The following is a 10,963-nucleotide window of genomic DNA, read 5'->3' as shown; positions in this document are numbered from 1 at the left end:
CCAAACCGCGAGCGCGGTGGCCGGCTTGCCGCTGGCGCGCGGCGAGGTCGAGCTGCCTGTGCGCGTAGGCGAATCCGACGCGAACCCCTCGACCGAGGTGGGACAGCTCGGCGCGGCCCTAAACCAGATGCTGGACCACATCGCGGCCGCGCTCTCGGCGCGGCAGGCCAGTGAGACGCGGATTCGCCTACGCGCACAGGCAGCTCGACCTCGCCGCGCGCCAGCGGCAAGCCGGCCACCGCGCTCGCGGTTTGGGCGACGCGGCGCAACGGCGCCAGGGCCCGCCTGATGATGATCACACCGGCCGTGGTCGCCGCGACCAGCGCGATGACCGTGACGATCCCAAAGATGACCAGCATCCGCATCAGGGTGGTGTCGATGTTTGCCATCGACAGGCCGGTGACGATGACGTCGCCGCCGCTGCGGCTCGGCGCCGCGACCACCCGGTAGCGGCCCAGCCCGTCGAGGTTGAGTGTCACTGGCTTACGGCTGTCGGCGATCCCGGACAGCTGCTGCTGGGCGGTCGGGGTCAGCTCGGCCCGCTCTCCGCTGCTCGTCGTGTAACCGGCGTCCACCGTGCTCCCGTGGCTGACCACCGCGGCCACCATGCCGGCCGGCTGGCCCGGGGCATCGAGGAAGCGCGGGCCCGGGCCCGGTCGCGGATAGACGCGCTGATGCCGCCAGCCCGAATGCGGCGGCTCGGGGTACATGAGCGCCGAGCGGTAGGAGGTGCCGGCGAGCTGCCCGTCGAGCTGGGCCACCAAGTGATGAAGCAGCGCCAGTTCGGTCGCGGCGGTGATGCCGACACAGACGATTGCCAACACGACGATCTGACCGACCAGCAGCCGAAGGCGAAGGGACCAGACCCTTCGTGTATCAGCGGGCCGGCTTGAGGACATAGCCCGCGCCGCGCAGCGTGTGGATCATCGGTTCTCGGCCGTTGTCGATCTTCTTGCGCAGGTAGGAAATGTAGAGCTCGACGATGTTGGACCGGCCGCCGAAGTCGTAACTCCATACCCGGTCCAGGATTTGGGCTTTACTCAGCACCCGCTTGGAGTTGCGCATCATGAATCGCAACAGTTCAAACTCGGTGGAGGTCAACGAGATTGGCTCACCCGCGCGCGTTACCTCGTGGCTGTCCTCGTCGAGCACCAAGTCTCCGACCACCAATTGTGCGCCGCTGTCCACCGTCGTCACCCCGGTGCGGCGCAGCAGGGCGCGCAGGCGCAGCACGACCTCTTCGATGCTGAACGGTTTGGTGACATAGTCGTCGCCGCCGGCCGTCAGGCCGGCGATGCGGTCTTCAACGGCGTCCTTGGCCGTCAGCAGCAGGACCGGCAGCTGCGGGTTCTCCTCGCGGAGTTTGTGCAAGACGTCGAGGCCGCTCATGTCGGGCAGCATCACGTCCAGAACGACCACGTCGGGTCGCTGGGAGCGAGCGCTCGCGATCGCCGATGCCCCGTCGCCGGCGGTCGAGATGTTCCAGCCCTCGTAGCGCAGTGCCATTGACACCATGTCGGCCAGAACGGACTCGTCGTCGACCACCAAGACATTGATGGGGTTGCCGTCGGCACGACACATGACAACCCGCTCTACAGAGGCTCGGGGCTGCGTCACAACTTCCAGTATCCGCCACGGGCTGGGCTGAGGCTATGCCGAACCTATGCGTGTCCTGTGAACGGATCGCGCGGCTGCTCAGCAGTCGCGCGATCCGTTTTTTCGTCTAGCCGTTAATACCAGTAGCGGCGACCGGCCACCGGGCGGCCGACCGAACCGAGAATCCAGAGGATCGCGCCGATGACCAATAGCACGATGCCCAGCGTGGTCAGGATGGGTACGTGGAAAAAGAATCCCAGAATAAGCAGGATAATCCCTAAGATAACCATGTCGAATTTCCTTTGAGTGAGTGGTTAGAGGTTGATCGACTGCATTGAACTTGGTTGCGGCAGATGGCAATCCGTCACTTTCGGATTGACACCGAAGTAATTCAAGGGTCCGGCGATCACGGTTGCGGTAACCGTGCCCGCCGAGGCGCATGATGTGTTGTCGTTTTTGAAGTAGTCGCGCTGCCACGCCGCAAATACCCCGATCAGCAACCACACCAACGCAACCGTTCCGATGATCCCGCTGCCACGCATCGTGACCTCCAATGTGGACGAGAAGGAGTTTTCTCGTGGACGAGAAATTACCCATTTGACTTATGTCTAAACATGCAATGGGTTATGCAGCAGCGCTTGTCGGCGCGCCGGAGGCGTTAGACGTGGTCGGCGAGCCAGGTGGCGGCGCGCTTCTTCGACGCACGTGACAACCAGGCGTCCTGGATCAGCTCAGCTAACTCGGTCCTGCTGATTTCCGCCAGCCGGCTGGCCCGCACCAACACCGAAGGATGCCCGTCGAAATGATCCGTGGTGAAGAACGGCGAAGCGGGATCGGAAATCAACGCCAACTTGTCGCTTTCCGATTCCACCCAGAGCATGATCACGTCCGCATAGCGCTCGCCGGTGTCCGGATCGGTCGCGTCGGGGCGGGGCGTGCGGAAAAAGACGAACGACTTGCCGCCCACCTGGTAAATCGCATTGCCCTGGGGACCCTCCAGGCGCTGGACGTGTGGCATCGCGGCGGCGATCTCATGCACGTCGCTCAGCCGGGCACGTCGAGCAGCCATAACGGCGAGGGTACCGTCCTTACCGTCATCCTTGCGAGAGACGTTGCAATACTTGACGTTTAAGACTCGAGCGGACCCGTAGACCCGGCCGTCCGCTCTGCAGACACGTAGAGGGTGGGCGGCATCGAGTCCTCCGCGCCCTGCGGAACGCTGCGGTGATACCGCGACATCAACTCTGAGAACGAGGCCGTCGTGACTTCCCAGCCGCGGTCACGCAGCCAGTCGTCGACGGGCGTGCGCTCCTCGGGGTACCAGAGGTCATCGAAATCGGTGATCTCGGCGTTGACCAGTTCGGCCGCCGCCGCCCGCATCCGTCGCATGTCGTCGCGCTGGCGTTGCACACGAGCGGGATTGGTGAAACCCGGGGCGGGCACGTTGGACGCCAGCCGACTGCCCTCGGCACTTAGGGAGTCGATCCGTTCGAACAGCAGGTCCTGGGCCTGAGCGGGCAGGTAACGAACCAGGCCCTCGGCTGACCACACGGCGGACTTGGAGGCGTCAAATCCCGCATCCTGCAGCGCTTTCGGCCAATCCTGACGCAGGTCGATCGGGACGTTGACCAGTCGCGCCTTTGGCTGCGCCCCGTGCTCGCGCAGGGTGTTGGATTTGAAATCCAGCACCTTGGGCTGGTCGAGTTCGTAGACGACGGTGCCGTCGGGCCACGGGAGGCGCCAGCTGCGTGCGTCCAGGCCGGCCGCCAGGATCACCACCTGCCTAACGCCGGCGTCCGCGGCACCGAGGAAGAACTCGTCGAAGAACGCCGTCCGGGTAGCCATGAAGTCGACCATCAGCTGTAGCCGATTCCGCAGATCCGGCTCGATGTCGCCCGCCTTGGCCAAAAGCTTCGGGTCGGCGTAGATGCTCCACATCCCCTGGCCCGCGGCGTCGACGAACACCCGCGCGAAAGGGTCATTGATCAGAGGGTTCTCGCTCTCGGTTTCGGCCGCGCGAGCCGCCGCTACACCCAGCGCGGTGGCACCCACGCTTTGAGTGATTTCCCAGGAGTCATTGTCGGTCCGCGGCATCGCCAGCTCCCTTCCCCAGAAAGTAAGTTACCCACACTATTCTTCCAGCCGCCGCCCGCCGGGGTCGGCCGTCGGCCCTGTCCTAGTCTTTTTCCCAGACGGTCCACAGGTTGCAAGGGAGTGCCATGACGCCCATCCCGTCACGTACGCCGCAGGAGGTATTCGCCCACCACGGCACCGCACTGGCCACGGGCGACCTTGACGAGATCGTTGCCGACTACGCCGAGGATTCCGTGCTGCTCAGCCCCGCCGGCGTCGCTCGCGGCAAGGACGCCATTCGCAGAGTCTTCGCGACGTTGCTCGCCGATTTGCCGGATGCGAACTGGGACTTGAAAACCCAGCTTTGCGACGAGGACGTGCTGTTCCTTCAATGGACGGCAGACTCCGCTGTCAGTCGGGTCGACGATGGCGTTGACACGTTCGTGTTCCGCGACGGCATGATCCGCGCGCAAACCGTTCGATATACGCCACGCCCGAAGGACTGAAGAGTGGATTACGTGAACCTGGAAGCCGTGGCGGAGTGGATGTCCGGGCAGGGACTCGGCGAGGGGCCGCTGCAGGACGTTTCCAACGTCACCGGTGGAACTCAGAACATCATGGTGCGCTTCACCAGGGCCGGCCGGACCTATGTGCTGCGGCGCGGGCCACGCCACTTGCGTCCGCGCAGCAACAGCGTGATCCTGCGGGAAACGAAAGTCCTTGCCGCACTGGCTGGTTCCGACGTCCCCCACCCCCACCTGATCGCCGCCTGCGAGGACCCAAGTGTGCTGGGCGACGCCGTCTTCTACCTGATGGACCCGGTCGACGGATTCAATGCGGGCGAGGGCCTGCCACCCCTGCACGCCGGCGATGCCAAGGTGCGCCACGGCATGGGACTGTCGATGGCCGACGCGCTGGCCAAGCTCGGCGCCGTCGACCACCTCGCGGTGGGCCTCGCCGATTTCGGCAAGCCGGAGGGCTTCCTGGAACGCCAGGTACCGCGTTGGCTTTCGGAACTGGAGTCCTACAACGAGTACGACGGCTACCCAGGGCCCGACATCCCCGGCATCGAGGAGGTGTCGTCCTGGCTGGACCGGCACCGGCCCGCACACTGGACGCCGGGCATCATGCACGGCGACTACCACGCCGCCAACGTGATGTTCTCCCGCACGGGGCCGGACGTGGTCGCGATCGTCGACTGGGAGATGTGCACGATCGGCGACCCACTGCTGGATCTGGGCTGGCTGCTGGCCACCTGGCGTCAGCCCGACGGCTCCAGCGTGTTCAGCCACGCCCTCGGCGGCCAGGACGGGCTGGCCAGCACCGACGAGCTCTTGGACCGCTACGCCGCCAACACCACCCGCGACCTGTCCCACATCACCTGGTACACCGTGCTGGCCTGCTTCAAGCTCGGGATCGTGATCGAGGGGACGCTGGCCCGCGCCTGCGCCGGCAAAGCCGAGAAGGAGGTCGGCGACCAACTGCACGCGGCCACGGTGCACCTGTTCGAGCGGGCGCTGGGCCTCATCTCCGACCAAGGCTCCTACTAACATCTCCTTTCGTGCCGCGTTATCCCGAGGAACCGGATTACTACTCCGAGCCGACCGCAGCCGCGCGGTACGGCGGCTATTACGAGCCCGAGCCACAACCGCCGGAGCCGCCGACGCCGTGGTACCGCCGTCCGGCGGCCCTCGTCGCGGCCGGCGCCATCGGGGTGATCGTCCTGGCCGCAGTGGTGTTCGCGGTGGTCAAGCTGACTAGCGGTTCGTCGCCGGCGCCCAGTCCCACCACCACAACCACGCCCGTCCCGTCCGCCACCGCGCCGGTGACCACCACGGAGCAGGCGCCGCGGCACCACGGGGGCGGCGGTGGCCCAGGCCCGACAGAGACGGTGACCGAGACGGCCCCGCCGCCGAGCACCGACACGAGCACGACGACACAGCCGTCGACCACGGTCGCGCCAAGCACCGAAACCAGCACCGAAACCAGCACCGTCACCCAGACCGTGACCGAACCGCCTCGCCGGGGTCCGTTCGGCGGACCCTTCCAGCCGTTCCAGCCGCGCCCCTAGCGCGGCAAGGTGCACGAAAGCGGCGATTTGATCCGGCCTGCGTCGGCGAGGGATGCGGCTTCGTGCCTTGCCGTCTACCGGCATTACGTCGAGGACACGGTCATCAGTTGGGAGATCGACGTCCCGACCGAAAACGAGATGGCGGCGCGCATCGCCGCCGCCCAGGCCGGCCACGAATGGCTTGTCCTGGAACGCGATCGCCGGGTGATCGGCTTCGCCTACGGGCACGCGTTCAACGGCTTTGCCACGTACCAGTGGTCGATCGAGACCGGGATCTACGTCGACGCCGACCACCGTCGTAGCGGCGGGGGCCGCACGCTGTACACGGAACTGTTGCGCAGGCTCACCGAGCGGGGCTACCGGCAGGCGTTCGCCGGCATCACCCAGCCCAACGAGGCCAGCACCGCCTTCCACCGCTCATTCGGGTTCACCGACGTGGGGCTATACCGGCGCGTCGAGTGGAAACACGGCGGCTGGCACGACGTTGCGTGGATGCAGCTCGACCTGCTGGCCGGCGCCGAGCCGGATGGACCGCCCGGCCCGATCGATCGGTCGGGCCGGGTGAACGGGTCCGGGGCTTAGCCGCCCGCGCCGCCACCGCCGAGGAAACCCCCACCGGCGCCGCCACCGACGAAGCCACCACCTGCGCCACCACCCAGGAAACCGCCGCCGGCGCCACCGCCGACTCGGTCAATGCTGTTAGTCATGGGCGGAAGGTATCGGCGAACCACCGCGCCCACAAGAAACTGGGTCTTAACGATTCGAATCATTTCTGGGTTACCGAAGCCCTCGTGAGCGCGCCCGAAGGGATTCGAACCCCTAACCTTCTGATCCGTAGTCAGATGCTCTATCCGTTGAGCTACGGGCGCCTGTCATTCAATTGTCGTTCGTGTTTCCGTGGCGGAGGCGAGAGGATTTGAACCTCCGGTCCCCTTTGAGGGGGACAACTCATTAGCAGTGAGCCCCATTCGGCCGCTCTGGCACGCCTCCCTTGGACTTCCTGAGGGTACCGGACCCCTTTCCGCTCGCGCGGTGCCATACCTTACACAGTTGAGACATAAACTGTCGAAATGACCGCTCGCCTGCGCAACGAACTGGTCGGGCTGCCGGTGTACGTCCCAGGCAAGAACGTGCCCGGCTCGATCAAGCTGGCCAGCAACGAGACCGTCTACGGCCCGCTGCCCAGCGTGCACGCGGCGATCGAGCGCGCGGTTGCCGTCGTCAACCGCTACCCGGACAGCGCCAGCGTCGACCTCAAGGCGGCGCTGTCCACGCACCTGGGTTCCAACGTCGCCCCCGAGCAGATCGCGGTCGGTAGCGGTTCGGTCACCTTGTGCCAGCAGCTTGTTCAGATCACCGCCGCCGCAGGCGACGAGGTGATGATCGGCTGGCGCAGCTTCGAGTGCTACCGGCCGATCATCCAGGTGTCCGGTGCGACCACCGTCAAAGTCCCGCTGACCGAGCACACGCACGACCTCGACGCGATGTTCGAGGCCATCACCGACCGCACCCGGCTCATCTTCGTGTGCAACCCGAACAATCCGACGTCCACCGTCGTCGACCCGGACGCGCTGACGCGTTTCGTCGAGGCCGTACCGGCTCACGTCCTGATCGCCATCGACGAGGCTTATGTCGAATACATCCGCGACGGAATGCTGCCCAACAGCCTGGACCTGGCGCTGACCCACAGCAATGTCGTTGTGCTGCGGACCTTTTCGAAGGCCTACGGGCTGGCGGGGCTGCGCGTGGGCTACGCGGTGGGTCACCCTGACCTGATCACCGCGCTGGACAAGGTGGTCATGCCGTTCGCCGTGACGAACGTCGCACAAGCGGCCGCCATCGCGTCACTCGCGGCCTCCGACGAGCTGATGGCCCGCACCGACGCGCTGGTGGTCGAGCGCACCCGCGTTGGTGCCGCGCTGCGCGACGCCGGATTCGAGCTGCCCCCGTCGCAAGCCAACTTCCTCTGGCTGCCGCTAGGTGAGCGCACCATGGATTTCACCGGGCAGGCCGCCGACGCGCACCTGGTGGTGCGGCCGTTCGCGGACGAAGGCGTCCGTGTCACCATTGGTGCGCCGGAGGAAAATGACGCTCTGGTCCATTTTGCCCGCGACTGGATAGCCCGCACCGAAGCTTAAGGAGACGCCGTGGACCTCGCGCGGAAGAAGTTCACCGAGTTCAAAGAGCGCAGCGGCGACATCGCGGATTCCGAGCTCGACGAATTCTGGGCCGAGCTTGCGCCCGCGACGATCGACGGGATGCTCGGCGAGTGGAAGGGCGGCGAGTTCCAGACCGGCCACAAGATGAACGGCCAACTGGAGAAGGCCGGTTGGTACGGCAAGACGTTCAAGTCCGCCCGCGACGTGCAACCGCTCGTCTGTCTTGACGCCGACGGCAACAAGTTCTCCAACGTCGAGATGGGCAAGGGCGAGGCCAGCCTGTGGCTGGAGGACTTCCGTGGAGAGGTCACCGCCACCATGGTCTACGACGGTCAGCCGGTGCACGATCACTTCAAGAAGATCGACGACGACGCCGCGATGGGCATCATGAACGGCAAGGGCGTCCGGGATAACGGCAAGTACTACTACTTCTATCTCGAGCGCGAGTAAGTCTTTCGACGCTCGAGCCGTTGAGTGTGAACTGACGGCTTTGAGTGTGCATCCAGGGTGGCGACACGCCCTGCGAATCCGCCGTGGCTGCACACTCAACTCCGCGGCTTCACACACGACGGCCCTGCTTCACGCTCGGCAAGAGCACCGGACTCGAGCTACCCCGCCGGGTTGCGGCCGGTGAACGCGATCAACTGCTCGAGCGCGCCGGCGTCCGCGGGGACGTCGACCGGGTCGTCGAACCCGGCCTGACCCCGTAGCTCCGGCCGGATGATCTGACGCGCGAGCCCCAGCACGTACTCGGACAGCGGCTCGGGGGCGTCGACGCCATGGCCCACCGCGGTGGCGTAATCCCAAGCGTGGACCAGGAATTCGATCGACAGGATGGCGCACGCACTGTTCGCGGGCATCTCCCCGTTGCCGAACGGCACCGACCCATCCAGACCATGGCGGTGCCAGGCGTCCAGGGCCGGCCGGGCGGCGGCGATTACCTGACCTTCCACCGAATCGCCTTCCTCGCGCGCCGGAATCTGCGCGCCGACCATGCCGCCGAGAGCCGAGATCGAGTTCAGCAGATGCCCGGTCAGATCCGACACGTCGAACTCCGAGCACGGCGTCGGTCGTGACAGATCGTCGTTGGCAATCGTGTGCACAACCCGTTGCAGGACCCCCAAGGTGTCCTCGGCGCTGTGCAGTTCGTCGGTGGGCGGGGAATGCGGTCCGGGTCGCAAATCAGGAGCCATATTCGCCACGCTACGGTCTCGATATGGCGCAAGCATACGAATCCGTCACCGTCGAGACGAAAGACCACGTCGCCCAGGTGACGCTGATCGGGCCAGGCAAGGGCAATGCGATGGGACCGGCCTTCTGGTCCGAAATGCCCGACCTGTTCGCGGCGCTGGACGCAGACCCCGAGGTGCGGGCCATCGTGCTGACCGGCTCGGGCAAGAACTTCAGCTACGGCCTGGACGTGCCGGCGATGGGCGGTTCGTTCACCCCGCTACTGTCCGGCGACGCGCTGGCCGGCCCGCGCGCGGTGTTTCACCGGGAGGTCAAGCGCATGCAGGGCGCGATCAGCGCGGTCGCCGACTGCCGGACGCCCACCATCGCCGCGGTGCACGGGTGGTGCATCGGCGGTGGCGTCGACCTGATCTCGGCGGTGGACATCCGGTACGCCAGCGCCGACGCCAAGTTCTCGGTCCGGGAGGTCAAGCTCGCCATCGTCGCCGATGTCGGTAGCCTGGCTCGCCTGCCGATGATCCTGAACGACGGACACCTGCGCGAGCTGGCGCTGACCGGCAAGGACATCGATGCGGCCCGCGCCGAGAAGATCGGCCTGGTCAACGACGTCTACGCCGACGCCGACGCCACCCTGGCCGCGGCGCACGCCACCGCCGCGGAGATCGCCGCCAATCCCCCGCTGACCGTGCACGGCGTCAAGGACGTTCTCGACCAGCAGCGCATCGCGGCGGTCTCGGAGAGCCTCCGGTATGTGGCGGCCTGGAACGCGGCCTTCCTGCCGTCCAAGGACCTGACCGAGGGCATCTCGGCGACGTTCGAGAAGCGCCCGCCGCAGTTCACCGGGGAATAACCGGGCGCCACGTACCCTCGCTGGGGTGAACCAGCCGCGTTCAGCGACTCCCGACGGCAGGATCCGCCTCCCGGCAGACCTGGACTCCGTGACGGCGATCGGTGCCGAAGACCACTCGGAAATCGACAGCGCCGCCGTGGACCGAATCTGGCAGGCAGCGCGACATTGGTACCGCGCCGGCTTCCATCCCGCGATTCAGCTGTGCATCCGACAGCACGGCCGTGTCGTGCTCAACCGCGCGATCGGCCACGGCTGGGGCAATGCCCCGAGCGATCCGCCCGACGCGGAGAAGATCGCGGTCACCCCCGACACGCCGTTCTGCGTGTATTCGGCGGCCAAGGGGATGGCGGCGACTGTGGTGCACATGCTCGTCGAGCGTGGTGTCTTCTCGCTCGACGACCGGGTGTGCGACTACATCCCCACATTCACCAGTCACGGCAAGCATCGGATCACCATCCGGCACGTCATGACACACAGCGCCGGACTGCCCTTCCCCACCGGTCCGCGGCCCGACGTCACCCGGGCCGACGATCACGAGTACGCGCAGCAGAAGCTGGGCGAGCTGCGACCCCTGTACCGGCCCGGGTTGGTGCACATCTACCACGCGCTGACGTGGGGGCCGCTGGTGCGCGAGATCGTCTACGCCGCCACCGGAAAGGAGATCCGCGAAATCCTGGCCACCGAGATCCTCGATCCACTCGGTTTCCGCTGGACCAACTTCGGCGTCGCGAAGGAGGACGTCCCGCTGGTCGCGCCCAGCCACGCCACCGGACGGACGCTCCCGCCGGTGGTCGCGCAGATTTTCCGCAAGGCGATCGGCGGGACCGTGCACGAAATGATCCCGTACACCAACTCCCCGATGTTCTTGACTACCATCATTCCGTCGTCGAACACGGTGTCGACCGCACAGGAGATGTCGCGGTTCGCCGAAATATGGCGGCGCGGAGGCGAACTCGACGGCGTGCGGGTGATCAGCCCGGAAACCATGTACGGTGCCGTGACCGAATGCCGAAGGCTGCAACC

15 protein-coding genes, 2 tRNA genes and 1 pseudogene are annotated in these 10,963 nt (G+C 66.2%); 8 read left to right on the top strand and 10 right to left on the bottom strand.

The annotated features are described in order from the left end of the window. The 6 genes and pseudogenes from A5652_RS24215 to A5652_RS24195 form a co-directional block, all read right to left on the bottom strand. A pseudogene (locus A5652_RS24215) lies at positions 1-899 on the bottom strand (hypothetical protein); the annotation flags it as partial. Continuing rightward, entirely contained in the window at positions 877-1,581 is a 705-nt protein-coding gene (locus A5652_RS24210; RefSeq protein ID WP_064880192.1) for a response regulator transcription factor, read from the bottom strand. The pseudogene A5652_RS24215 and the gene A5652_RS24210, both read right to left, overlap by 23 nt. Before the next feature lie 149 nt (positions 1,582-1,730). Further along, a complete protein-coding gene (locus tag A5652_RS27920) occupies positions 1,731-1,886 on the bottom strand; it encodes a DUF6131 family protein (protein ID WP_156745522.1) in 156 nt (51 codons plus the stop codon). Positions 1,887-1,910: 24 nt separating this feature from the next. Beyond that, positions 1,911-2,150, bottom strand: coding sequence for a hypothetical protein (locus tag A5652_RS24205; protein WP_067357978.1), 240 nt, complete (start codon positions 2,148-2,150; stop codon positions 1,911-1,913). 104 nt (positions 2,151-2,254) lie between these two features. After that, the gene (locus A5652_RS24200; RefSeq protein WP_067357975.1) at positions 2,255-2,665 is read right to left on the bottom strand and encodes an MmcQ/YjbR family DNA-binding protein; all 411 of its coding nucleotides are present in this window, start codon (positions 2,663-2,665) and stop codon (positions 2,255-2,257) included. Between the two features lie 59 nt (positions 2,666-2,724). Further along, positions 2,725-3,690 carry a class I SAM-dependent methyltransferase gene (locus tag A5652_RS24195; RefSeq protein ID WP_067357972.1) on the bottom strand — a complete coding sequence of 322 codons (966 nt, stop codon included), beginning with the start codon at positions 3,688-3,690 and terminating at the stop codon, positions 2,725-2,727. Between the two features lie 125 nt (positions 3,691-3,815). Here A5652_RS24195 and A5652_RS24190 point away from each other — a divergent pair, with 125 nt between their 5' ends. Genes A5652_RS24190 through A5652_RS24175 form a run of 4 tightly spaced genes read left to right on the top strand, consistent with a single transcriptional unit; the run spans position 3,816 to position 6,322 of the window. Next, positions 3,816-4,175, top strand: coding sequence for a nuclear transport factor 2 family protein (locus tag A5652_RS24190; protein WP_067357968.1), 360 nt, complete (start codon positions 3,816-3,818; stop codon positions 4,173-4,175). 39 nt (positions 4,176-4,214) lie between these two features. Then, positions 4,215-5,219 (top strand): phosphotransferase family protein, encoded by a 1,005-nt coding sequence (locus A5652_RS24185; protein WP_067357985.1) that lies wholly within the window; start codon positions 4,215-4,217, stop codon positions 5,217-5,219. Positions 5,220-5,230: 11 nt separating this feature from the next. Then, complete coding sequence (locus A5652_RS24180) at positions 5,231-5,740, top strand: hypothetical protein (RefSeq protein ID WP_067357965.1); 510 nt, start codon at positions 5,231-5,233, stop codon at positions 5,738-5,740. 9 nt (positions 5,741-5,749) lie between these two features. Next, a complete protein-coding gene (locus A5652_RS24175; protein WP_067357960.1) occupies positions 5,750-6,322 on the top strand; it encodes a GNAT family N-acetyltransferase in 573 nt (190 codons plus the stop codon). Here the strand turns inward: A5652_RS24175 and A5652_RS29000 are convergent. From A5652_RS29000 to A5652_RS24165, 3 genes are all read right to left on the bottom strand, one after another. Continuing rightward, the gene (locus tag A5652_RS29000) at positions 6,319-6,447 is read right to left on the bottom strand and encodes a hypothetical protein (protein ID WP_255361866.1); all 129 of its coding nucleotides are present in this window, start codon (positions 6,445-6,447) and stop codon (positions 6,319-6,321) included. The genes A5652_RS24175 and A5652_RS29000 overlap by 4 nt on opposite strands. A gap of 89 nt (positions 6,448-6,536) precedes the next feature. Next, a tRNA-Arg gene (locus A5652_RS24170) sits at positions 6,537-6,609 on the bottom strand. A gap of 29 nt (positions 6,610-6,638) precedes the next feature. Next, positions 6,639-6,730 (bottom strand) — tRNA-Ser (locus tag A5652_RS24165). An 80-nt stretch (positions 6,731-6,810) separates the two neighbouring features. On the opposite strand from A5652_RS24165, the gene hisC reads away from it, so the two are divergent. Together hisC and A5652_RS24155 are read left to right on the top strand one after the other, a co-directional pair. After that, positions 6,811-7,878 (top strand): histidinol-phosphate transaminase, encoded by a 1,068-nt coding sequence (gene hisC / locus A5652_RS24160; RefSeq protein ID WP_067357957.1) that lies wholly within the window; start codon positions 6,811-6,813, stop codon positions 7,876-7,878. A gap of 9 nt (positions 7,879-7,887) precedes the next feature. Beyond that, positions 7,888-8,349, top strand: coding sequence for a DUF4334 domain-containing protein (locus A5652_RS24155; protein WP_067357953.1), 462 nt, complete (start codon positions 7,888-7,890; stop codon positions 8,347-8,349). A gap of 158 nt (positions 8,350-8,507) precedes the next feature. Here A5652_RS24155 and A5652_RS24150 read toward each other — a convergent pair whose 3' ends face one another. Then, a complete protein-coding gene (locus A5652_RS24150) occupies positions 8,508-9,092 on the bottom strand; it encodes a TIGR03086 family metal-binding protein (RefSeq protein WP_067357950.1) in 585 nt (194 codons plus the stop codon). Positions 9,093-9,115: 23 nt separating this feature from the next. Between A5652_RS24150 and A5652_RS24145 the strand changes: the two genes are divergently transcribed. Both A5652_RS24145 and A5652_RS24140 read left to right on the top strand, forming a co-directional pair. After that, the gene (locus A5652_RS24145) at positions 9,116-9,940 is read left to right on the top strand and encodes a crotonase/enoyl-CoA hydratase family protein (protein ID WP_067357946.1); all 825 of its coding nucleotides are present in this window, start codon (positions 9,116-9,118) and stop codon (positions 9,938-9,940) included. A 25-nt stretch (positions 9,941-9,965) separates the two neighbouring features. Beyond that, on the top strand, positions 9,966-10,963 hold a 998-nt coding region (locus A5652_RS24140), incomplete at its 3' end, for a serine hydrolase (protein WP_067357982.1).

It is taken from the genome of Mycobacterium sp. 1165178.9 (assembly GCF_001673555.1).
Classification (GTDB): Bacteria; Actinomycetota; Actinomycetes; order Mycobacteriales; family Mycobacteriaceae; genus Mycobacterium.
Note: the sequence above shows the minus strand (reverse complement) of the source record. Positions and strands in the feature narration are given on the sequence as shown.

Coding starts and splice junctions, on each gene's coding strand:
- A5652_RS24210 (WP_064880192.1), bottom strand. CDS start 1,581: ATGTGTCGTGCCGACGGCAACCCCATCAATGTCTTGGTGGTCGACGAC.
- A5652_RS27920 (WP_156745522.1), bottom strand. CDS start 1,886: ATGGTTATCTTAGGGATTATCCTGCTTATTCTGGGATTCTTTTTCCAC.
- A5652_RS24200 (WP_067357975.1), bottom strand. CDS start 2,665: ATGGCTGCTCGACGTGCCCGGCTGAGCGACGTGCATGAGATCGCCGCC.
- A5652_RS24195 (WP_067357972.1), bottom strand. CDS start 3,690: ATGCCGCGGACCGACAATGACTCCTGGGAAATCACTCAAAGCGTGGGT.
- A5652_RS24190 (WP_067357968.1), top strand. CDS start 3,816: ATGACGCCCATCCCGTCACGTACGCCGCAGGAGGTATTCGCCCACCAC.
- A5652_RS24185 (WP_067357985.1), top strand. CDS start 4,215: ATGTCCGGGCAGGGACTCGGCGAGGGGCCGCTGCAGGACGTTTCCAAC.
- A5652_RS29000 (WP_255361866.1), bottom strand. CDS start 6,447: ATGACTAACAGCATTGACCGAGTCGGCGGTGGCGCCGGCGGCGGTTTC.
- hisC (WP_067357957.1), top strand. CDS start 6,811: ATGACCGCTCGCCTGCGCAACGAACTGGTCGGGCTGCCGGTGTACGTC.
- A5652_RS24150 (WP_067357950.1), bottom strand. CDS start 9,092: ATGGCTCCTGATTTGCGACCCGGACCGCATTCCCCGCCCACCGACGAA.
- A5652_RS24145 (WP_067357946.1), top strand. CDS start 9,116: ATGGCGCAAGCATACGAATCCGTCACCGTCGAGACGAAAGACCACGTC.